This window comes from Aeromonas allosaccharophila (assembly GCF_000819685.1).
GTDB lineage: Bacteria > Pseudomonadota > Gammaproteobacteria > Enterobacterales > Aeromonadaceae > Aeromonas > Aeromonas allosaccharophila.
Window position 1 is genome coordinate 41140 of sequence record NZ_CDBR01000034.1, and the last position, 20380, is coordinate 61519.

Annotated in this window: 21 protein-coding genes; 15 read left to right on the forward strand and 6 right to left on the reverse strand. The window is 56.9% G+C overall.

Annotated features, from left to right (window positions below):
• Positions 1 to 61 precede the first annotated feature (61 nt).
• The 7 genes from mutL to BN1115_RS07200 all read left to right on the forward strand — a co-directional run bounded on the left by mutL (position 62) and on the right by BN1115_RS07200 (position 6953).
• Positions 62 to 1924 (forward strand): DNA mismatch repair endonuclease MutL, encoded by a 1863-nt coding sequence (gene mutL, locus BN1115_RS07170; protein WP_042656743.1) that lies wholly within the window; start codon positions 62 to 64, stop codon positions 1922 to 1924.
• A complete protein-coding gene (gene miaA / locus BN1115_RS07175) occupies positions 1914 to 2843 on the forward strand; it encodes a tRNA (adenosine(37)-N6)-dimethylallyltransferase MiaA (RefSeq protein ID WP_082034813.1) in 930 nt (309 codons plus the stop codon). Before mutL ends, miaA begins: the two co-directional genes overlap by 11 nt.
• 72 nt (positions 2844 to 2915) lie before the next feature.
• Complete coding sequence (hfq, locus tag BN1115_RS07180) at positions 2916 to 3179, forward strand: RNA chaperone Hfq (RefSeq protein WP_005339045.1); 264 nt, start codon at positions 2916 to 2918, stop codon at positions 3177 to 3179.
• Positions 3180 to 3242: 63 nt separating this feature from the next.
• Positions 3243 to 4529, forward strand: coding sequence for a ribosome rescue GTPase HflX (hflX, locus tag BN1115_RS07185; RefSeq protein WP_042656649.1), 1287 nt, complete (start codon positions 3243 to 3245; stop codon positions 4527 to 4529).
• A gap of 91 nt (positions 4530 to 4620) precedes the next feature.
• The gene (gene hflK / locus BN1115_RS07190) at positions 4621 to 5772 is read left to right on the forward strand and encodes an FtsH protease activity modulator HflK (RefSeq protein ID WP_042656650.1); all 1152 of its coding nucleotides are present in this window, start codon (positions 4621 to 4623) and stop codon (positions 5770 to 5772) included.
• 3 nt (positions 5773 to 5775) lie between these two features.
• Complete coding sequence (gene hflC / locus BN1115_RS07195) at positions 5776 to 6660, forward strand: protease modulator HflC (protein WP_005339038.1); 885 nt, start codon at positions 5776 to 5778, stop codon at positions 6658 to 6660.
• 104 nt (positions 6661 to 6764) lie between these two features.
• On the forward strand, positions 6765 to 6953 hold the full coding sequence (locus BN1115_RS07200; RefSeq protein ID WP_042656651.1) for a DUF2065 family protein: 189 nt from the start codon (positions 6765 to 6767) through the stop codon (positions 6951 to 6953).
• Positions 6954 to 7034: 81 nt separating this feature from the next.
• Here the strand turns inward: BN1115_RS07200 and ispB are convergent, their stop codons facing one another.
• On the reverse strand, positions 7035 to 8006 hold the full coding sequence (gene ispB, locus BN1115_RS07205; RefSeq protein ID WP_042656652.1) for an octaprenyl diphosphate synthase: 972 nt from the start codon (positions 8004 to 8006) through the stop codon (positions 7035 to 7037).
• 242 nt (positions 8007 to 8248) lie between these two features.
• Between ispB and rplU the strand changes: the two genes are divergently transcribed.
• From rplU to BN1115_RS07245, 8 genes are all read left to right on the forward strand, one after another.
• Positions 8249 to 8560, forward strand: a complete 312-nt coding sequence (gene rplU / locus BN1115_RS07210; RefSeq protein WP_005304210.1) for a 50S ribosomal protein L21 — start codon at positions 8249 to 8251, stop codon at positions 8558 to 8560.
• Positions 8561 to 8577: 17 nt separating this feature from the next.
• On the forward strand, positions 8578 to 8835 hold the full coding sequence (rpmA, locus tag BN1115_RS07215) for a 50S ribosomal protein L27 (protein ID WP_005339028.1): 258 nt from the start codon (positions 8578 to 8580) through the stop codon (positions 8833 to 8835).
• A gap of 191 nt (positions 8836 to 9026) precedes the next feature.
• Complete coding sequence (gene cgtA, locus BN1115_RS07220) at positions 9027 to 10229, forward strand: Obg family GTPase CgtA (RefSeq protein ID WP_042059940.1); 1203 nt, start codon at positions 9027 to 9029, stop codon at positions 10227 to 10229.
• A 367-nt stretch (positions 10230 to 10596) separates the two neighbouring features.
• A complete protein-coding gene (locus tag BN1115_RS07225) occupies positions 10597 to 11967 on the forward strand; it encodes a YjiH family protein (protein WP_042059942.1) in 1371 nt (456 codons plus the stop codon).
• A 165-nt stretch (positions 11968 to 12132) separates the two neighbouring features.
• Entirely contained in the window at positions 12133 to 13122 is a 990-nt protein-coding gene (locus BN1115_RS07230; RefSeq protein WP_042656653.1) for a luciferase-like monooxygenase, read from the forward strand.
• 234 nt (positions 13123 to 13356) lie between these two features.
• Entirely contained in the window at positions 13357 to 13857 is a 501-nt protein-coding gene (locus tag BN1115_RS07235; protein ID WP_042656654.1) for a 2TM domain-containing protein, read from the forward strand.
• A gap of 211 nt (positions 13858 to 14068) precedes the next feature.
• The gene (locus BN1115_RS07240; protein WP_042656655.1) at positions 14069 to 14578 is read left to right on the forward strand and encodes a DUF6622 family protein; all 510 of its coding nucleotides are present in this window, start codon (positions 14069 to 14071) and stop codon (positions 14576 to 14578) included.
• A 107-nt stretch (positions 14579 to 14685) separates the two neighbouring features.
• Entirely contained in the window at positions 14686 to 15240 is a 555-nt protein-coding gene (locus BN1115_RS07245; protein WP_042656656.1) for a hypothetical protein, read from the forward strand.
• An 812-nt stretch (positions 15241 to 16052) separates the two neighbouring features.
• Here BN1115_RS07245 and BN1115_RS07250 read toward each other — a convergent pair.
• Genes BN1115_RS07250 through surA form a run of 5 tightly spaced genes read right to left on the reverse strand, consistent with a single transcriptional unit; the run spans position 16053 to position 20358 of the window.
• Entirely contained in the window at positions 16053 to 16874 is an 822-nt protein-coding gene (locus BN1115_RS07250; protein WP_042656657.1) for a symmetrical bis(5'-nucleosyl)-tetraphosphatase, read from the reverse strand.
• A gap of 6 nt (positions 16875 to 16880) precedes the next feature.
• Positions 16881 to 17243 carry a Co2+/Mg2+ efflux protein ApaG gene (gene apaG / locus BN1115_RS07255; RefSeq protein WP_042656658.1) on the reverse strand — a complete coding sequence of 121 codons (363 nt, stop codon included), beginning with the start codon at positions 17241 to 17243 and terminating at the stop codon, positions 16881 to 16883.
• A gap of 4 nt (positions 17244 to 17247) precedes the next feature.
• Positions 17248 to 18075: a 16S rRNA (adenine(1518)-N(6)/adenine(1519)-N(6))-dimethyltransferase RsmA gene (gene rsmA / locus BN1115_RS07260; protein ID WP_042656659.1), complete on the reverse strand. Its 828-nt coding sequence runs from the start codon at positions 18073 to 18075 to the stop codon at positions 17248 to 17250.
• The gene (gene pdxA / locus BN1115_RS07265; protein WP_042656660.1) at positions 18065 to 19060 is read right to left on the reverse strand and encodes a 4-hydroxythreonine-4-phosphate dehydrogenase PdxA; all 996 of its coding nucleotides are present in this window, start codon (positions 19058 to 19060) and stop codon (positions 18065 to 18067) included. Before pdxA ends, rsmA begins: the two co-directional genes overlap by 11 nt.
• The gene (gene surA / locus BN1115_RS07270) at positions 19060 to 20358 is read right to left on the reverse strand and encodes a peptidylprolyl isomerase SurA (protein ID WP_042656745.1); all 1299 of its coding nucleotides are present in this window, start codon (positions 20356 to 20358) and stop codon (positions 19060 to 19062) included. The genes pdxA and surA overlap by 1 nt, the downstream gene beginning before the upstream one ends.
• Between the last annotated feature and the right edge of the window lie 22 nt (positions 20359 to 20380).

Consider the following 20380-nt stretch of genomic DNA (forward strand, 5'->3'; position numbering starts at 1 on the left):
GGCGATGCCGCTCCCGCTGTTAGCGAATACCATCAGCAAGATTGAAATTCAGGAGTCAGCGATGCCGATCCGTATATTACCCCCGATTCTGGCCAACCAGATTGCAGCCGGAGAGGTGGTGGAGCGGCCCTCTTCTGTGGTGAAAGAGCTGGTGGAGAACAGCCTGGATGCGGGGGCCGACCGGGTCGAGATCGACATCGACAAGGGGGGCGCCAAGCTGATCCGCATCCGTGACAACGGCTGTGGCGTCGCCAAAGACGAGCTGGTGCTGGCGCTGTCGCGTCATGCGACCTCCAAGGTGGCCACGCTGGATGATCTGGAAGGGATCAACAGCCTCGGCTTTCGTGGCGAGGCGCTCGCCTCCATCAGCTCGGTCTCCCGCCTCACCTTCACCTCCCGTACTGCAGATCAGTCCGAAGCCTGGCAAGCCCAGGCGGAAGGGCGGGAGATGAGCGTCACCATCAAGCCGGCGGCCCATCCGGTAGGCACCACGGTGGAGGTGGTGGATCTCTTCTTCAATACCCCGGCGCGGCGCAAGTTCATGCGCAGCGAAAAGACCGAGTTTGCCCACATCGACGAGCTGGTGCGCCGCATCGCGCTCTCCCGCTTCGATGCCACCCTGATCCTGCGCCACAATGGCAAGGTGGTGCGCCAGTACAAGGCCGCCAATACCGTGCCGGAGCAGGAGCGACGTCTCGCCGCCGTTTGCGGCACCCCCTTCATGCACCATGCGCTGGCGGTGGAGAGCGAGCATAGCGACGTGCGGCTGTGGGGCTGGCTGGCGACTCCGGAGGGGGCAAGACCGCAAAACGATCTGCAATACACCTATGTCAACGGCCGGATGATGCGCGACAAGCTCATCAACCACGCCATTCGTCAGGCCTATGACGAGTTGCTGCCTCCCGACCGCTTCGCCGCCTATGTGCTCTATATCGAGCTGGATCCCCGTCAGGTGGATGTCAACGTCCACCCGGCCAAGCATGAGGTGCGCTTCCATCAGGCGCGACTGATCCACGACTTTATCTTTCAGGCGCTGTTTACCGCGCTGCGCCGCGAAGGAGTCAGCGCCGCTCATCAGGACGCGCCGCTGGCCGAAACCCTGGTCGAGTTGCCGGTCAGTCCGCAAATTGAATATCCCGGTCAGGCGCCACGCCCGGAGTGGTACGGTGCCGAGCACAGCTACCGGGCACCTGCACAGGTACGGGAGGGGGCTGGCCGAGCCAGCAATTATCAACCGCCCGAGCCCCCAAGCCGTGAGGCGATGCGCGGCATGGGCGCTCTGCTCACTACGCTGCCTATCGCAACAGCGGCTGAGGCTGCTCCCGCACAGTCCACCGACACAGTGCCATCACCCAAACAGGGGGGATGTCGCGCCCTGACACTGGTGGAGCAGGCCTACCTGTTGATCGAGCGGGATAATCAGCTGGCGCTGCTCTCGCTGGTGCGCGCCGAGCGGGTGCTGCTGCGCCACTGGCTGCTGGAGACCTGGGGCCAGGGACTGGCGGCTCAGCCACTGTTGCTGCCGGTCTCCTTCAAATTGCCGAAGAATTTGATCGCGCTGGTGACCGAGCAGGAACGTTTGCTGAAACGGATGGGGCTGGAGTTGAAAAGCGGGGGGCGCGACACCATGATCCTGACTCGGGTGCCGGCTCTGCTGCGCCAGACCGATCTGGTGCGTCTGTTACCCGAATTGCTGCAAATTATCGAGGGCGGATCTGACAGTGATGCTGGTCAGCAGGCTGAAGTATTATGCCAATGGCTGGTGGAGCAGGGGATAAGCCGCGAGAAGATATACGATTTTTCAACTGCCAGTCGTCTGCTGACGGAACTTGTGACTGATTTCAGTGACCAACTGGCAGACATTCGCATGGTGCGTCCCCTTTCGTTGGCGACCGTGCTGGAGGAGTTTGAACATGGCGAGTGACTTGCCGACCGCAATTTTTCTGATGGGGCCGACGGCCTCCGGCAAGACGGATCTCGCCATTGAATTGTGCCAGGCATTGCCTTGCGACATCATCAGCGTCGATTCTGCACTGATCTATCGCGGCATGGATATAGGTACGGCCAAGCCGACTGCCGATGAGCTGGCGCGGGCCCCGCACCGGCTGATCGATATTCTTGATCCCGCTGTGAGCTATTCGGCAGCCGATTTTTGCAAGGATGCCCTGCGGGAGATGAAAGAGATCGCCGATCGCGGCCGCATTCCGCTGCTGGTGGGCGGCACCATGCTCTATTTCAAGGCGCTGCTGGAGGGGTTGTCCCCATTGCCCTCTGCCGATCCCGCCATTCGTGCCGGGATTGAGGAAGAGGCTACCCGCCTCGGTTGGCAGGCGCTGCACGATGAGCTGGTGCGCATCGACCCGGTGGCCGGTGCGCGGATCCACCCCAATGACCCGCAGCGACTCTCTCGGGCGCTGGAGGTCTACCGTATCAGCGGCAAGACCCTTACCGAGCTGACGCAGGTGCAGGGGGAGGGCTTGCCCTATCGAGTGCAGCAGTTTGCCATCGCCCCGAGCGATCGCGCCGTGCTGCATCAGCGTATCGAACAGCGCTTTGACAAGATGCTGCAAGGTGGCTTTGAACAGGAGGTTCGTGCGCTGATGGCGCGCGGCGATCTGAACCCGGATCTCCCCTCCATTCGCTGTGTGGGTTATCGCCAAATGTGGGACTACCTGTGCGGTGAAGTGGGGTATGATGAGATGCGTTATCGTGGCATTGTTGCCACACGCCAATTGGCAAAACGACAGTTGACCTGGTTGCGCGGCTGGCCCGATGTGACCTGGTTGGAATCTGGTGAGTCTGGCAATCTCGACCGCGTGCTTGCTCGCGCTGGTGCGGCTTGACACTCCCTGTATAATCAGGTTGTTATATTGATATTCGGTGTTTAAAAACAACAAACTATAAGGAAAAGAAAAATGGCTAAGGGGCAATCTCTCCAAGACCCGTTTTTGAATGCGCTGCGCCGTGAGCGGATTCCTGTTTCTATCTATTTGGTGAACGGCATCAAACTGCAAGGTCAGATCGAGTCTTTTGACCAGTTTGTTATCCTGCTGAAAAACACCGTGAGCCAGATGGTTTACAAGCACGCCATCTCGACTGTCGTACCGGCCCGTGCCGTCAATCATCACCAGCCCACTCCGGGTGGCGCGGCTGATGAACAGGGTGATGCCGAGGCGTGATATCCCTGGGCGAGTCGACTCGCCAACTCAGATTCATCATGATTCCTGTTAAGGAGCAAGCGCTTGTTTGACCGTTATGAAGCTGGCGAACAGGCCGTTCTGGTGCATGTCAACTTCAGTGATGAGGGTGAGCGGGAGGATCTGGAAGAGCTCAAGATGTTGGTGAGCTCGGCCGGAGTCAATGCGCTGGGGGTAATTACCACCAGTCGCAGTGCGCCCAGTGCCAAATTTTTTGTCGGCAGTGGCAAGGCTGAAGAGATCGCGTCCCAAGTCCAGATGCTGGATGCCGACGTCGTCATCTTCAACCATGCCCTGACCCCTGCCCAGGAGCGCAACCTGGAGCGTCTGTTCCAGTGCCGGGTGGTGGACCGAACCGGCCTGATCCTCGATATCTTTGCCCAGCGCGCCCGTACCCACGAAGGTAAACTGCAGGTCGAACTGGCCCAGCTGCGCCATCTTTCCACTCGTCTGGTGCGAGGCTGGACCCACCTTGAGCGTCAAAAGGGCGGGATCGGTCTGCGTGGCCCGGGTGAAACTCAGCTTGAAACTGACCGACGTCTGCTGCGGGAACGCATCAAGGCGATTTTGCGTCGGCTCGACAAGGTGGCCAAGCAGCGGGAGCAGGGACGCCGCGCCCGCAACCGCAACGAAGTGCCGACGGTGTCACTGGTTGGTTATACCAACGCCGGAAAGTCCACTTTGTTCAACCAACTTACAGCTGCCAGCGTGTATGCTGCCGACCAATTGTTCGCAACTCTGGATCCCACCCTGCGTAAACTGGTGATCCGGGATGTGGGTGATGTGATTTTGGCGGATACAGTTGGATTTATTCGGCACTTGCCCCATGATCTGGTCGCGGCCTTCAAGGCGACCCTGCAGGAGACCCGTGAAGCGGATCTGTTGCTGCATGTGGTGGACTGTGCCGATGAGCAGATGCAGGAGAATATCGACTCCGTGCAGCAGGTGTTGGCCGAGATTGAAGCCGACGACAGGCCACAGCTGATGATCTGCAACAAGATCGACAAGCTGGTGGATCGTCCGGCGGGTCTGGAGCGAGATGACGAGGGGCGCCCGTTGCGCGTCTGGCTGTCTGCCCAGACCGGTGAAGGTTGTGAGCATCTGTTTACGGCGCTGACCGAATTGCTGGCTGGCTCCATGGTGCATCACACCCTGCAGTTGCCTCCTTCTGCCGCGAGATTGCGCAGTGCGCTCTATCAGCTGAAAGGGATTGAGCAGGAAGGTTTTAGCGAGGAGGGTGATTTCGTGCTGGAAGTCCGCTTGCAAGTGGCCGACTGGAACCGCCTCGTGAAACAGGAAGGTGAGAGTTTACAACGCTTTATCAGGCATTGATTCGTCGAAGAAGATGAACCCTTAGGGGCTTCTCAACGTATGATGGCCCGGTAGAGATGATATCCATCCGCATGTATTAATGGAGACGCTGATGGCTTGGAATGAGCCTGGTAACAACGGCAAAGACCGTGACCCTTGGGGGAATAACGGCAAGAATCAGGGACCCCCTGATCTGGATGAAATGCTGCGCAAAGTGAGTCGCCGTTTCGGTGGCTTGTTTGGTGGCGGCAAATCTGGCGGCGATATCGGTCGCTTTGGTATCTCCATCGCGCTGGTTGTGGCTGTGGTGGTGTGGGTCGTCAGCGGCTTCTACACCATTCGCGAAGCGGAGCGCGGTGCCGTGCTGCGGTTTGGCAAGTTTTCCCATATTGTCGAGCCGGGCCTGCGCTGGAAACCGACCTTTATCGATCAGGTGATCCCGGTGGACGTCGAGTCCGTGCGTTCCCTGCCCGCTTCCGGTTTCATGCTGACTCAGGATGAGAACGTGGTACGGGTCGAGATGGACGTACAGTACCGTGTCGTCAATCCCGAGCAGTATCTGTTCAGCGTGACCAATGCCGACGAGAGTTTGGGTCAGGCTACCGATAGCGCCCTGCGCTACGTGGTGGGTCATACCCGGATGGATGATGTGCTGACGACCGGTCGTGAGAAAGTGCGTCAGGAGACCTGGCAGGTGATCGATGGCATCATCGAGCCCTACCAGATGGGTCTGCAGATCGTCGACGTCAACTTCCTGCCGGCGCGTCCGCCGGAAGAGGTGAAAGACGCCTTCGATGACGCCATCTCCGCTCAGGAAGATGAACAGCGCTTCATTCGTGAAGCGGAAGCCTACGCTCGTGAAGTGGAGCCGAAGGCGCGTGGTTCGGTCAAACGTCTGGAGCAGGAAGCGGAAGCTTACAAATCCCAGATCGTGTTGAAAGCCCAGGGTGAAGTTGCTCGCTTCAACGAGTTGCTGCCCCAGTATCAGGCTGCCCCCGAGCTGACCCGTGAGCGTATCTATCTGGAAACGATGGAAGAGCTCTATCAGCAGGCCAACAAGGTGGTGGTCGACATGCCGGCTGGCAACAACAGCATGATCTACCTGCCGCTCGACAAGCTGTCCGGCAAGCCGAATGCAGCCCAGTCTGATCGTGCAACTGTCGCTCCGGTCGCAGAGCAAGTCCCCGTTTCCAACGAGGGTGCCAACTCTACGCCGACAACGCCGCTGCGTAGCGGTGACCGCTTCAGCTCAGGGAGAAACTGATAGATGAAAAAGCTAGCTATTGGTGCAATCGCTGTCGCGGCCATGGTCTGCTTCTCCTCTGTCTTTATCGTTGATGAAGGTCAGAAGGGGATTGTGGTGCAGTTTGGCAAGGTGAAGCGGGTTGACTCCGGTGAGCCCCGCCTCTATGAGCCGGGCCTGCACTTCAAGGTGCCGCTCATCGACCAGGTTCGCAAGATGGATGCCCGCATCCAGACCATTGACAGCCAGGCCGACCGTTTTGTCACCTCCGAGAAGAAAGACCTGATCATCGACTCCTACGTGAAGTGGAAGATCGAGGACTTCTCCAAGTACTACCTGGCAACCGGTGGTGGCAACAAGCTGCAGGCTGAAGATCTGCTCAAGCGCAAGATCAACAACGGTCTGCGTTCCGAGATCGGTAACCGTACCATCAAGGACATCGTCTCCGGTGAGCGTAGTACCGTGATGGAAGATGCCCTGAAGAAGATGGCGCGCTCCTCCGAGCTCGGTATCAAGGTGGTGGATGTGCGGATCAAGCAGATCAACCTGCCGGTGGAGGTCTCCAACTCCATCTACCAGAGGATGCGTGCCGAACGTACCGCAGTCGCCCGTGAGCACCGCTCTCAGGGTCGCGAGAAGGCTGAAATCCTGCGTGCCGATATCGACCGCAAGGTGACCGTCATGATCGCCGACGCCGAGAGTAACGCTCGCCAGCTGCGTGGTGAAGGGGATGCGGAAGCCGCCAAGATCTATGCCGACAGCTACAAGAAAGACCCCGAGTTTTTCAGCTTCGTGCGTAGCATGGAGGCCTATCGCAAGAGCTTCGCCGGTGGCAACGACCTGATGGTGTTGAAGCCGGACAGCGAGTTCTTCCGTTACCTCAAGTCGCCTCACGGCACCAAGCAGTAATCGCCACGAGGTCACATTCAAAGGGTCTGCATTGTCAGACCCTTTTTTTTTGCTGCCAATGCCAGCCGTTGATCCTGGGGGCTGGTTGCATTGAAGGAGGTCAGATGCTGACATCCATGCTGATGGGGCTGGGATTGCTGTTGTTGTTTGAGGGGCTCGGCCCGCTGTTGATGCCCAGAGCATGGCAGCAGATGTTGCGGCTGCTGAGCGATCAGCCAGCGGAGCAGTTGCGCCGTATCGGCGGCTCGCTAGTGGTGGCGGGTAGCGTGACCCTCTGGATGCTGAGTCGCTGAGTCTGGCGCAATGCCCTGTCCAGCAGATAGCAGACAATAAAAAAGAGGCCAACGGCCTCTTTTTTCATGCATGTCGTTTACTCAGGCACTGCGTTGCACGGCCATGTGGGCCAGTGTTTCCAGCGCGTGCTTGTGCGGGGAGTCCGGCAGGATGGCGAGAGCGGCAATGGCCCTGTCGGCCTCTTCCCTGGCACGCATGCGGGAGTACTCCAGCGCGCCGGTACGGTCGAGAATCCCGAGGATCTGCTCAAGATGCTCCATGCCGTTGCGGTGCTCGATGGCATCGCGCACCAGCTGGCGCTCTTCGGGCGTGCCCACTTCCATGGCGCGCAGCAGCGGCAGGGTAGGTTTGCCTTCGGCCAGATCGTCACCGACGTTCTTGCCCATCTCTTCGCTCTGGGAGCAGTAGTCCATCACGTCATCAATGATCTGGAACGCGGTGCCCAGATACTTGCCGTAATCGGTCATTGCCTGCTCGACGGGCTCGGGCTGATGGGTCAGCACGGCGGCGAGCCGAGTGGCGGCCTCGAACAGCTTGGCGGTCTTGCAGTAGATGACCGTCATGTAGCTCTCTTCGGTGGTGTCCGGATCGTTGCAGTTCATCAGCTGCAACACTTCTCCTTCGGCGATGGTGTTGGTGGCATCCGAGAGGATCTCCATCACCCGCAGGTTGGAGAGTTCGGCCATCATCTGGAAGGAGCGGCTATAGAGGTAGTCACCGACCAAGACGCTTGCGGCATTGCCAAACATGGCGTTGGCGGTCTCCCGGCCGCGGCGTAGGTCGGATTCATCGACCACGTCGTCATGCAGCAGGGTAGAGGTGTGAATGAATTCGATGATGGCGGCCAGTTTCAGGTGATCCTCACCCTCATAGCCCAGCGCACGCGCAGCCATCACGGTCAGCATCGGGCGCATCCGTTTCCCGCCGGCGCTGACAATGTAGAAACCCAGCTGATTGATCAGACTAACGTCGGACTGGAGTCGGGCCAGGATCAGTTCATTGACCGCCGTCATGTCGGCGGCACAGAGCGCACGGATAGTCTGTTGGTCCATAAGTCTCGTAACGTGACAGCAGCAATAACTGCGATTTTAGTAATGGCAGGGATTCTACACGATTTCACAATGGGTTACAGTTAGGCGTTTATCCACGGCGGCAGATATGCGCACAAAATAAACTTTTTGCTAAATTGGCCTTGCCTGAGCAGATCGATTTGCGTAGAATGCCCGCCCATTGTTATAGGTTTTTGCGCATGTCTAGCCTTGAGCAAAAGACATGCCTTTACGGAGTTAATCAAATGTACGCGGTATTCCAAAGCGGCGGAAAACAACACCGTGTGGCCGAAGGTCAAATCGTTCGTCTGGAAAAGCTGAACGTTGAGACTGGCGCTACTATCGACTTCAACGAAGTTCTGATGGTTGCTGCAGGCGACACTTTTAAAGTAGGTGCTCCTTTCGTTGAAGGTGGCAAGGTTGTAGCTGAAGTTGTGGCTCACGGCCGTGGCGAGAAAGTGACTATCGTCAAGTTCCGTCGTCGTAAGCACCATCGTAAGCAAGCGGGCCACCGTCAGTGGTTCACTGAAGTCAAAATCACTGGCATCAGCGCTTAATTAGAGGAGTCCGATAAATGGCACACAAAAAAGCTGGCGGTTCATCCCGCAACGGTCGCGATTCTGAAGCTAAACGCCTGGGCGTTAAGCGTTTCGGCGGCGAAACAGTTCTGGCTGGTAGCATCATCGTTCGTCAACGTGGCACCAAGTTCCACGCTGGCACCAACGTTGGTCTGGGCAAGGATCACACCCTGTTCGCAACCGCGACTGGTAAAATCCTGTTCGAAGTTAAAGGTCCGCTGAATCGTAAGTACGTTAGCATCGTTGCTGAGTAATTACGGACCGCAAGGATCCGAAGCCCCGCCAACAGGCGGGGCTTTTGTTTTTCTGAATAGTTGACGAAAAAACGGAACGCAGATGACCCGGGCTCCGACAGGGGCGTGGATTGCCAAGATGCGTATCGCCCGCAGGGGTCTGTACCACTATAATTGCGTATCGGTTTTTCGAATTAAGGTGACGGTTACCTATGAAGTTTGTTGATGAAGTCCAGATTCGAGTCGATGCCGGTGACGGTGGTAACGGTTGTGTCAGTTTTCGCCGGGAGTTGTATGTTCCCAACGGTGGTCCGGATGGCGGTGACGGTGGCGATGGCGGTGATGTCTATCTGCTGGCCGACGAAAACCTCAACACCCTGATCGATTATCGTTTTGAACGTTTCCATGCCGCCGAGCGTGGCGAGAATGGTCGCAGTGCCAACTGTACCGGCCATCGTGGCAAGGACAAGATCCTGCGTGTTCCTGTCGGTACTCGCGCCAGCGACGAGGATACCGGTGAACGACTGGGCGACTTGACCACTCATGGTCAGAAGCTGATGGTTGCCAAGGGGGGTTTCCACGGTCTGGGCAACACCCGCTTCAAGAGCTCCGTCAATCGGGCTCCGCGCCAGAAGAGTAACGGTACGCCGGGTGAAGTGCGGACCCTGAAGCTGGAACTGCTGCTGCTGGCTGACGTCGGTATGCTGGGTCTGCCCAACGCCGGTAAATCTACCTTTATCCGTGCCGTTTCCGCCGCGCGTCCGAAAGTGGCCGACTACCCCTTCACCACTCTGGTGCCGAACCTGGGTGTGGTGCGTGGTGAGAACTCCCGCTCCTTCGTGATCGCGGATATTCCGGGTCTGATCGAGGGTGCCGCCGAAGGTGCTGGTCTGGGGATTCGCTTCCTGAAGCACCTCGAGCGTTGCCGCGTGCTGCTCCATCTGGTGGATATCTGCCCCATCGATGGTTCCGATCCTGCTGAAAACGCCGTGACCATCGTCCGGGAACTGGAAAAATACAGCCCCGAGCTGGCAGGCAAGCCGCGCTGGCTGGTGTTCAACAAGATGGATCTGATCCTGGAAGAGGAAGCCCAGGAAGTGATGGACCGCGTCAAGGCGGCACTGGCATACGAAGGTCCGGTCTACCAGATCTCGGCCATCAGCAAGGAAGGTACCAAGAAGGTCTGCTATGACATTCTGGATCTGCTGGACACCATGCCCCGTCAACTGGAGCAGGATGCCAAAGAGGCGATCGAGAAGGTCGAGTTCAAGTGGGACGACTACCACAAGAACCAGCTGGCTCAGGCTGAAGCCGAAGCGCTGGCAGCTTCCGTGGCCTTCGATGAAGGGTTGGATGATGACGATTGGGATGACGACGAAGATGACGGTGTTGAAGTCATCTACGTGCGCGACTAATCCTCGTCACTCTCATTGAAAACCGGAGCCTGAACAGGCTCCGGTTTTTTTATATCTATCGAGTTACCGCTCATTAGGTATATTTGTGATGTCACTTATTGTCTGCCATTGATAACCGATTATACTGCCCACCTAAATTAACAATAACGAAACAATCATCTGGCGATGTCGATTGAATCGATATGCGTTGCTGTATCCGGTTGTTTTGATGGAAGGTTTACCTGCGGAAATATTTATGCGCAAATTTCTGCCTTAAAGGCTTGTTTGTGCATTTTTTTAGAGTATTCTTGCGCCCGTTTTTGCCGGTTAATGCATGAATACGCAGGTTGGCCGGGCTAGGGAAAAGTAACATTAGGGCAGTCATATCATGTTGGAAAAGAGTCTCGAAGCACCTGCGGTCAATACCCGCCGTAACTTGTTGATGTTTCTGGTTCCGTCACTCATCGGGATCCTGCTGTTCATGACGCCGGTCGTCTATGACGGTAACGTCACCATTCCGGTGGCCGTGCTGGCCAAGCTGGTGCAGCGGGTGTTTGCCGATTATCTGGTCGCCATGGTCAGCGCAGTGATCACCACCACCATGCTGATGACGCTGATCGCCTGGTTGTTCAAACCGGCGATTCTGGTGCGCCGTCCTTTCCTCAACAGCTTGTTCAATGTCTCCCCTTTCTGGGCCTGCGTGCGGGTCTTGGGCGGTATCTTCGTGCTGCTGACCTTCTTTCAGGCGGGGCCAGAGGTGCTTTACTCGGGCGCAACCGGTGGACTGGTGCTCAACGATCTGTTGCCGGTGCTGTTCTCGGTCTTCATTTTCGCCGGTCTGCTGCTGCCGTTGCTGCTCGATTTCGGGCTGCTGGAATTTGTCGGCACCATGATGACCCGCATCATGCGTCCGGTGTTCCGCTTGCCGGGTCGCTCCGCGGTGGACTGCTTTGCCTCCTGGCTTGGCGATGGCAGCGTCGGCATCCTGCTGACCAGCAAGCAGTACGAAGGCAAGTTCTACACCCAGCGTGAAGCTGCAGTGATTGGCACCACTTTCTCCGCCGTCTCCATCACCTTCTGTCTGGTGGTGATCTCCCAGGTGAAGCTGGAGCACATGTTTGTTCCCTTCTACCTGACCGTCTGTCTGGCGGGTGTGGTTGCTGCCATCGTGGTGCCGCGTCTGCCACCGCTCTGCTGGAAGAAGGACATCTATGCCGACGGCACCCCCCTGTGTCGCAAGCAGGAGGCGGTACCACACCAGCACAGCGTGATGAGCTATGGCTTCGAGCGGGCGCTGACCAAGGCTGACAGCATGACTGATCTCGGCGCCGTCGCGCGGGAAGGGGTGAAGAATGCGCTGGATATGGTGTTTGGCGTGTTGCCGGTGGTGATGGCGATCGGCACCTGTGCCCTGATGCTGGCCGAACACACTCCGATCTTCAACTGGCTTGGGGCCCCGTTCGTCCCCTTGCTGGAGCTGCTGCAACTGCCGGAGGCGGAAGCGGCCTCCAAGACCATCATGGTCGGTTTTGCCGACATGTTCATTCCGGCGGTACTGGCCTCGACCATCGAAAGCGAGATGACCCGCTTCGTGATTGCAGCCATGTCAGTGACCCAGCTGATCTATATGTCGGAAGTGGGTGCCCTGCTGCTGGGCAGCAAGATCCCGGTCAAGCTGTGGGAGCTGTTCGTTATCTTCCTGCTGCGCACCCTGGTCACCTTGCCGGTTATCGCCGCGGTGGCACACCTGCTGTTCTGATCACCTCGTCGTGGTGAAAAAGGCCATCCCGCTTGCGGGGTGGCCTTTTTGCATCAGGCGCATTGGGTCACCCGCCAGGCCATCAAGGGCAATTGTGTTCCGTTCGAACATCTCATGATAGAGTGCCCGTTCTGTTAGCAAATTGTGATGCAATGGAGTGTATTTATGTCTGCCATCCCCTATTCCGTGCTCGATCTGGTGCCGGTTGCCGAAGGTTCCGTGCCTGCCGAGTCGTTTCGCCGTTCGCGGGATCTTGCCCGCCATGCCGAGGGCTGGGGTTACCAGCGTTACTGGCTGGCCGAGCATCACAACATGCCGGGCATTGCCAGTGCCGCCACTTCGGTGCTGATCGGTCATCTGGCCGAGGCTACCACCACTCTGCGGATTGGGGCGGGCGGTATTATGTTGCCGAACCACTCGCCGCTGGTCATTGCCGAGCAGTTTGGCACGCTGGCCTCTCTCTATCCCGATCGCATCGATCTCGGCCTTGGCCGGGCACCCGGGACCGATCAGCGCACCATGCGGGCGCTGCGGCGTATGCGCAGTGGCGAGGTGGATGATTTTCCGGCCGATGTGCGCGAGCTGATGAGCTACTTCGGCGACGAGATCGGCGCCGTGCAGGCGGTGCCCGGTCAGGGGCTGCATCTGCCGATCTGGCTGCTGGGCTCCAGCCTCTACAGCGCGCAACTTGCAGCGGCGATGGGCTTGCCGTTCGGTTTTGCCTCCCATTTCGCCCCTGCGATGTTGCTGCAAGCGCTGGAGATCTACCGCAGCCAGTATCGCCCCTCTGCTCGCTGGCCCAAGCCCCATGCGGTGGTCTGCATCAACATGATCGCCGCCGACAGCGAGCGAGAGGCCCGCTTCCAGTTCACCACAGTGCAGCAGCAGTTCTTGCGCCTGCATCGCGGTGATGCAGGCAAGCTGCCCGCGCCAGTCGTCCAGCTTGGCGACGAGTGGGCACCCCGTGAGCTGATGGCGATGGAGCAGACGCTGGCCCGCTCTCTGGTGGGCGACCCGGAGCAGGTTCGTCACGGTCTCAAGGCGCTGCTGGCGGAAACCCGTGCCGATGAGCTGATGTTCAATGGCCCCATCGTCGACCATCAGGCCCGGCTGCGCTCCTTCGAGATCGCCGCCGAGCTGATGCAGGGTCTTTAATCCATGGTTTGAGCCTCGGTAAACGCTATCTTGAATAGATAGCGTTTGTCGGGTTGCTGTCGGGTGACCGACATCTGTCTGAATTGCTCACAGGTGGTGCTTGAAAACGGCAGAGATGCTGATTTTAATATGTTGATTTAAAAGGAAAGTCAGGTTTATGTCAGGCATCTGTCGTGTCGCTTGTCACATCTGAGCCCGTAAGCTGGCCCTGTCAATTACCACAAGGAGTTCGAGATGATCGTCAGGAAGTTGAGATTGCAACGGGGTTGGTCCCAGGATCAGTTGGCGACGATGACTGGTTTAAGTGTTCGCACTATCCAGCGGATCGAGCAGGGGCAGCAACCCGGACTGGAATCTCTCAAGGCCCTGGCCTCCGTCTTTGAACTCGATGTGGCTCAACTGGATGGGTCAGAGCAACAGGAGCGCGAGATGAGAGGAAGTGACACTATGGGTCAGGATGCGTTGCAGGTATCGGCCGAGGAGCGGGCTGCCATGCGCTATGTGGAGGCGCTCAAAGGTTTCTATTACCATGCTGTTAGCTATTTTTTAGTTATGTGCGGGTTGTTCGTTATTAACTACCTGAGCAATCCGGAGTATATCTGGGTCTGGTGGCCTGCGCTGGGGTGGGGGTTAGGATTGGCATCCCATGGTATCAGTGTGTACCAACCCTTCAAGCTGTTTGGCCCAGAGTGGGAGCGGCGCCAGATCGAGAAGCGGCTGGGGCGCAAGTTGTAATCTCAACACGATCATACCTTTACCCATATTTATATTACCGCATCATATCTACCCCCCTGAATATGGGCATTCCTATGATATGGCTGAAATTTATTTTGAGATGGGCGCTACAAGATAGTTTTGGCTGGCAGGGGGTTCATTTCGTGAACGAAATTATATATGACAATTATCATTAGATAACATTATTTTGTTTTCTATTAAGGATGGCAATATGTTGCTGTTAAATATTTTAGCAGAGACCCCTCTATGGGTCTGGATTTTGTTTTCCTTTCTCGTCCTTATAGGGGTAAATGCATTAAGTGATAGAGAGATGAATCTTAGAGGATTATTCATCATGCCACTATTTTTTCTCTTGTGGGGTGGCATCACGGTGATTGAAGAACTGGCTTTTTTATTCTGGGGCTTGGCTGCGATGTCGGTGGGGTTGCTGCTCGGTTATGGGGTTGGTTGGTCTCTCTCGAGGGGCGGGCGTCAGTTGAAGAGCAAAGAAGGCTCTCATTTAATTATCTGGCCAGGAACTCCGTGGGTTATCATTTTCGTGATAATTACTTTTATTACAAAGTACACATTAAATGTTTTTTTGAATATAGAGCCTGAGTTGAAATTTTCATTGTGGTTCAATATTTATTTTGGTGTTTTAAGTGGTCTGATTAGCGGTGTGCTTTGGGGGCGTACGTTGAATTTATATTTTACCTATCGACAAGCCAATTCATGCGGTTAACTACTATCCCAAACTGCCTCGTTATATAGAAGGCTAGACTATATTATTAGTACAGCCTTCCATCTAGTCACTATTATGACTGTAAGTTCTGAATGTGGAGAAAAAATATGGTGATTCTATATGTTTGCTTTTTTTGGTTTCTGATATCGGCTATCGCAGCATATCGAGAGAATGGAACAAGTATCAGAATTTATTGTGAAGCCCAATGCTCGCTCGATAAGGAAACAGCTTATGCTGCATATCTTGGAATTCCGGAGTTCTATACTAGCTTAAGTAAAGCACATAAAGAATTTTGCGTTCTTGACAAAAATTGGGAAGAAGGCGGACTTATAAGGATCAAGGAAAGTGCAGGCTTTCAGGATGTAGTTCACCACTACGTTCTCAAAGAGTTGATCCCTGGCGATAAGATTTATTTGGTTTCACTGAAAAGTAAGGTGAGAGTACTTGGCGTTATTCATACGACAAATCGGACGGATGTTACTTTTTCATTTTCAAGGGGTGAAAAAGACTCCAAACTAGGTTTGGAAATTCTAATTATATTTTCCAATCGCATTAGTCAAATTATAGCATTTGCGACGGGTACTAAGATTATTTGGAATCGTCATGCAGTTGATGAAATGAAAGGTCTCATTCGTGAATTGGACAGAAGAGCATATAAATGAAATTCCTCGCAAGGCTATCAAACTCTCGTCTCCTGCGCTACTTCCGGCAACGTTATATGTAACAAGAAAATTCATCTAAAAGGTTAATTAGGAGTTCATACACGCCTACGTTAGAAGAAATGAATTGTATTATCCACAACTAGCGAAGCATATTCTGCACGTCGTGAATAATCCAGTTCCACATAAGTAATGATTGGAGATTTACTCCGCGGGCCCAGATTGGCTACCGCAGTGTGGTTCACAGCAGGGCAAGGTGGTCGCCGTTTATTGAGCAATATTGGTCTGTGCTATAGGCGTTTTTAGATGATTAAATTGGTATATGTAGTTCTAATTAGGTGATGTTTGGTCACACACTGATTTGTTGCTCAAACAAATTATGCGGATGCCCTAGTTAAGTATCTTAGTATAATAATTTTGGTCATTTTTATCGATTGGCATTTGATAATTGAAAATATTTCATTGTGCAAAAACATATCTTTATTTAATTGATGATACTCATCCATCATCAATATAAAAAACAGCAATCTCGGAAGATTGCCGTAATGCTGTTTAAATAGGCGATTTTTTTGACTGATTATTCATAAATGCGACTTTAGTTGGGGGGGCAAGGCTGTTTTCAGTCAATCTTCCTCCAGCCTTTAGACTGCGTGGCTTGCAATAGAAAGAGGGAGGCATCATGCCTCCCTCTCTTTTTAGCCCTGATACTACGTGGACTGGAACTCAAATTCGCTTAAGTGAACAGCATTGCGGCAGGTTGCCGGTGCGGGTCTTGGCAATCAGTGCGGCACGCACCGCCTGATTGCTGCGCGCCCCTAACTGGCGTGAGTGGGGCAGGGGGTGGCAATCAGGGTATCATCCTCGTAGCGCCACAGGGTGAGGCTATTGCCCCAGACGCAGCCGGTATCGAGCGCCTTGATATCGCTTTTGCCGGTGTTGCCCATCAGGGCTGCCCAGTGACCGAACACCAGGATGGGGTCGTCCACATGGTGCTCCCGCTGCTCGAACCAGGGGCGCAGCCCCGGGGTCGACTCTTTGGGCCCCTTTTTGCATTTGAAGTCGAGACGACCATCGAAGTAGCAGAAGCGCATCCGGGTGAAGGTGTTGATGATGTAGCGGTAGCGGTCGATCCCGACCAGATCATCTTTCCAGCCATCGGGCAGGTCGCCATACATGTTGTGGAGTAGCCACTGGTACTGGTCACCGCGCAGCAGGCTCTCTACCTCGCGGGCGCAGTTGCGGGCGGTGCGGGCATCCCACGCGGGGGAGATACCGGCATGCACCATCATGATGGGCAGATCCGGATGCTCGGCCAGCAGCGGGCGGTGGCGCAGCCACTCCAGCAGTTCATCCCGATCCGGGGCATCCATCAGGCTCTGCAGCTTGTCTTTCTTCTTGAGCGGCGCAACGCCATTGGCGACAGCCAGCAGGTGCAGGTCGTGGTTGCCGAGCACGGTGACGGCGCGATTGCCCAACCCTTTGACGAAACGCAGGGTATTGAGGGAGTCCGGGCCGCGGGCGACCAGGTCGCCGCAGAGCCAGAGTACGTCTTTGTCGGGATCGAATGCGGCAAGATCCAGCAGACGGCGCAAGTCGTCGTAACAGCCCTGGATGTCACCGACAAAACAGTTCGCCATGAAACCTCAGTTGATAATATTGGGGATGGCCAGCGTGAAGGGGGCGATAGGCGCCTCGAACTGCTGACCAGAGCCATCTTGCAGGGTATAGCTCCCTTCCATCACCCCGAGCGGGGTCGCCAGCGGCACGCCGCTCTGGTAGCGGTAGGTCTCACCTTCGGCAATGACGGGTTGCTCCCCGACCACGCCCGAGCCTGCCACTTCCAGCATCTTGCCATTGGCATCGGTGATGAGCCAGCGCCGGTGCAGCAGTTGCACCGGGCCGGGCCCCAGATTCTCAATCTCGATCAGATAGTGAAACTGGTAAGGGTCTTTGGAGCCCGCCACATACACGGGGTATGGGCGGATCTCGATGTGCGGGTGAGCCACAGGATCAGGCCTGTTGCTGATCTGCCAGCCAGTTGGCGATGGTGACGAACTGCTCGAGGGAGAGGTTCTCCGGGCGCAGGTTGCCATCGATACCAAGCTCGGTCAGCTGGGCGTCGGTGATGAAGTTGGAGAAGCTGTTGCGGATGGTCTTGCGACGCTGGCCAAAGCCCTCGGTGCAGACGCGGCTCAGGCAGCGCATGTCTTTCGCGACCAGTGTCGGGTTCTTGTGGGGGATCAGGCGAACCACGGCAGAGTCCACTTTCGGCGCCGGTTTGAAGGCGCCCGGGCCCACTTCCAGCACAGGCACAACCTGGCAGTAGTACTGCACCATGACGCTCAGACGACCATAGGCCTTGCTGCCCGGGCCGGCACACATCCGCAATACCACCTCTTTTTGCAGCATGAAGTGCATGTCTTCAACCCGGTCGGCAAATTCGCACAGGTGGAAGATGAGCGGGGTGGAGATGTTGTAGGGCAGGTTGCCGAAGATGCGCAGCGGCGGCTTGCCTTCACCCATCAGGGTGCCGAAGTCAAAACGCATGGCATCCGCTTCGATGACGGTCAGTTTGTCCTTGAGGGTCGGATGCTCGCGCAGGCGAGCGGCCAGGTCCCGGTCAAGTTCGACCACGGTCATCTTGTCCATCTGGGAGGCGACCGGTTCGGTCAGCGCGGCCAGACCCGGACCGATCTCCACCAGATTCTGACCCGGCTGTGGGTTGATGGCGGCGACGATCTGGTCGATCACATAACGGTCGTGCAAGAAGTTCTGACCGAAACGCTTACGGGCCGTGTGACCCATGTGCACCTTATTGCTCTGCACCTTACTGCTCATATCTTTTTTTCTCTACCATCTTGATGGCGTGGTTAATCGCGGTGATCAGGCTGCCAGGATCCGCCAGGCCCTTGCCTGCCAGATCCAGCGCGGTGCCGTGATCCACCGAAGTGCGAATGAAGGGAAGCCCCAGGGTGATATTGACCGAACTGCCGAAGCCCTTGTATTTGAGCACAGGCAGCCCCTGGTCGTGGTACATGGCGAGTACCGCATCCGCATCCTTGAGGTATTTCTCCTGGAACAGGGTGTCGGCCGGCAGGGGGCCGACCAGATCGATCCCCTCCTGGCGCAGCGTGGCCAGGGCGGGTTCGATCACGTCAATCTCTTCACGTCCGAGATGGCCACCTTCCCCGGCATGGGGATTGAGGCCGCAGACGTAAATACGGGGTTTGGCGATGCCAAATTTGGTGGCGAGATCCTCGTTGAGGATCCTGATCACCTTGCCGAGGCGATCCTCGGTGATGGCCATTGCCACATAGGCCAGCGGAATATGGGTGGTCGCCAGCGCGACCCGCAGCCCCTCGGTTGCCAGCATCATCACCACATCGGCGGTGCCCGACTGCTGGGCAAAGAACTCGGTGTGGCCGCTGAACGAGACACCGGCCTGATTGATGATCCCCTTGTGCACCGGTCCGGTCACCACGGCGGCAAATTCGCCGCTCATGTTGCCATCGCAGGCGCGTTGCAGGGTCGCCAGCACATAGGCGCCATTGCCTTCGTCGAGCATGCCCGGCACCACGGGGGCGCCGAGGGTGATCGGACAGACGGTCAGGGTGCCCGCCCGCTGCGGATGGGCAGGGGCGGTGGCATCGTAGGGCTCAAGCTCGATGCTGAGCCCCAGCAGGGCGGCCCGCTCGCGCAGCAGCGCCGGATCGGCGATCACCACCAGCTGGTGGGGCCAATCCTGTTGGGCAATCTGCAGCACCAGATCTGGGCCGATCCCGGCCGGTTCGCCCGGGGTAACGGCAAGGCGACGGCAGCTCATCAGCTACCGGCGCCTTCGATCTGGATGTAGGCCTCGTCACGCAGCTCATCCAGCCACGCCTGGGACTCTTCCACGAAGCGGCGGTTGTAGATCAGCTGGTAGGCGCGCTGCTCCTGAGCCTTGTCGGTGGCATCCTGGCTGCGGCGATCTTCCACCTGCACGATGTGCCAGCCGTGGCTGGTACGGAACGGTGCACTGATCTGGCCCGGTTGCAGGCGGTTGACCATGTCGCGGAACTCCGGCACATAGACGTTGGGATCAGACCAGCCCAGTTCGCCGCCCTGCACCGCAGAGCCCGGATCTTCGGAGTACTTCTCCGCCATGCTGGCGAAGTTGGCCTTGCCGCTCTTGATGTCGTGCAGAATGCCGTCCAGCATCCCCTTGGCCTTCTCTTCGCTCAGGATGATGGAGGGCTTGATCAGGATGTGGCGGGCTTTCACCTCGGTCTGCATCACTTGCTGCTGACCCTTGGTGTCGAACACCTTGACGATGTGCAGACCGGCGCCGGAGCGCAGCGGGCCGACGATGTCGCCCTTCTTGGCACCCTGCACCGCTTCGGCCATCAGAGTCGGCATCTCTTGCGGGCTCATCCAGCCCCAGTCTCCCCCTTCCAGCGCCTTGGGACCGTTACTCTCGGCAATGGCCAGTTTGCGGAAGTCTGCGCCCTCTTTCAGGGCGGCCAGAATGCGCTCGATCTTGCTCTTGGCGGCATCCAGCTGGGCGGCGGTGGGGTTGTCCGGCAGGGCAATCTGGATATGACCGACGTGGTATTCATCCTGCTGTTGACCCTGTTTCTTCAGGATCTCCACCACCTGCTTTACCTCCTGCTCGGAGATGTTGATACGGCGGCGTACCTGATTGCGGCGCACCTCGTTCATCAGGATCTCGCGGCGCACCTCTTCCCGATACTGGGCATAGGTCAGCCCTTCACGGGTGAGCTGGGCACGCAACTGATCCAGGGTCATCTTGTTGTCGGCAGCGATGCCCTGAATAGCCTGTTCCAGCTGGGTATCGCTGATCTTCAGCCCCTGGCGATCCGCCAGTTGCAGTTGCAGGCTCTCCTGGATCAGACGATCCAGCGCCTGTTTGCGCAGGGTGGCGTCGTCAGGCAGGGACTGGCCGCTCTCCTGGGCGGAGAGTTTTACCTTGTTGACCAGTGCGTCCTGTTGACTGGACAGCACTACGTCCTTGTTGACCACGGCCAGCACCTTGTCCATCAGCTCGGGTGCCGCCAGGGCGGCCTGGCTCATGGCGCCGAACATTCCCGCGGTCAGCAGGGCAATCAGGGTCTTTTTCATATCCATCTCTCAAGGCTGGGCC

Excerpts from the sequence above, each read along its gene's own strand:
- mutL (WP_042656743.1), top strand. The coding sequence starts at position 62 with ATGCCGATCCGTATATTACCCCCGATTCTGGCCAACCAGATTGCAGCC.
- miaA (WP_082034813.1), top strand. The coding sequence starts at position 1,914 with ATGGCGAGTGACTTGCCGACCGCAATTTTTCTGATGGGGCCGACGGCC.
- hfq (WP_005339045.1), top strand. The coding sequence starts at position 2,916 with ATGGCTAAGGGGCAATCTCTCCAAGACCCGTTTTTGAATGCGCTGCGC.
- hflK (WP_042656650.1), top strand. The coding sequence starts at position 4,621 with ATGGCTTGGAATGAGCCTGGTAACAACGGCAAAGACCGTGACCCTTGG.
- hflC (WP_005339038.1), top strand. The coding sequence starts at position 5,776 with ATGAAAAAGCTAGCTATTGGTGCAATCGCTGTCGCGGCCATGGTCTGC.
- BN1115_RS07200 (WP_042656651.1), top strand. The coding sequence starts at position 6,765 with ATGCTGACATCCATGCTGATGGGGCTGGGATTGCTGTTGTTGTTTGAG.
- ispB (WP_042656652.1), bottom strand. The coding sequence starts at position 8,006 with ATGGACCAACAGACTATCCGTGCGCTCTGTGCCGCCGACATGACGGCG.
- rplU (WP_005304210.1), top strand. The coding sequence starts at position 8,249 with ATGTACGCGGTATTCCAAAGCGGCGGAAAACAACACCGTGTGGCCGAA.
- rpmA (WP_005339028.1), top strand. The coding sequence starts at position 8,578 with ATGGCACACAAAAAAGCTGGCGGTTCATCCCGCAACGGTCGCGATTCT.
- cgtA (WP_042059940.1), top strand. The coding sequence starts at position 9,027 with ATGAAGTTTGTTGATGAAGTCCAGATTCGAGTCGATGCCGGTGACGGT.
- BN1115_RS07225 (WP_042059942.1), top strand. The coding sequence starts at position 10,597 with ATGTTGGAAAAGAGTCTCGAAGCACCTGCGGTCAATACCCGCCGTAAC.
- BN1115_RS07230 (WP_042656653.1), top strand. The coding sequence starts at position 12,133 with ATGTCTGCCATCCCCTATTCCGTGCTCGATCTGGTGCCGGTTGCCGAA.
- BN1115_RS07235 (WP_042656654.1), top strand. The coding sequence starts at position 13,357 with ATGATCGTCAGGAAGTTGAGATTGCAACGGGGTTGGTCCCAGGATCAG.
- BN1115_RS07240 (WP_042656655.1), top strand. The coding sequence starts at position 14,069 with ATGTTGCTGTTAAATATTTTAGCAGAGACCCCTCTATGGGTCTGGATT.
- BN1115_RS07245 (WP_042656656.1), top strand. The coding sequence starts at position 14,686 with ATGGTGATTCTATATGTTTGCTTTTTTTGGTTTCTGATATCGGCTATC.
- BN1115_RS07250 (WP_042656657.1), bottom strand. The coding sequence starts at position 16,874 with ATGGCGAACTGTTTTGTCGGTGACATCCAGGGCTGTTACGACGACTTG.
- rsmA (WP_042656659.1), bottom strand. The coding sequence starts at position 18,075 with ATGAGCAGTAAGGTGCAGAGCAATAAGGTGCACATGGGTCACACGGCC.
- pdxA (WP_042656660.1), bottom strand. The coding sequence starts at position 19,060 with ATGAGCTGCCGTCGCCTTGCCGTTACCCCGGGCGAACCGGCCGGGATC.
- surA (WP_042656745.1), bottom strand. The coding sequence starts at position 20,358 with ATGAAAAAGACCCTGATTGCCCTGCTGACCGCGGGAATGTTCGGCGCC.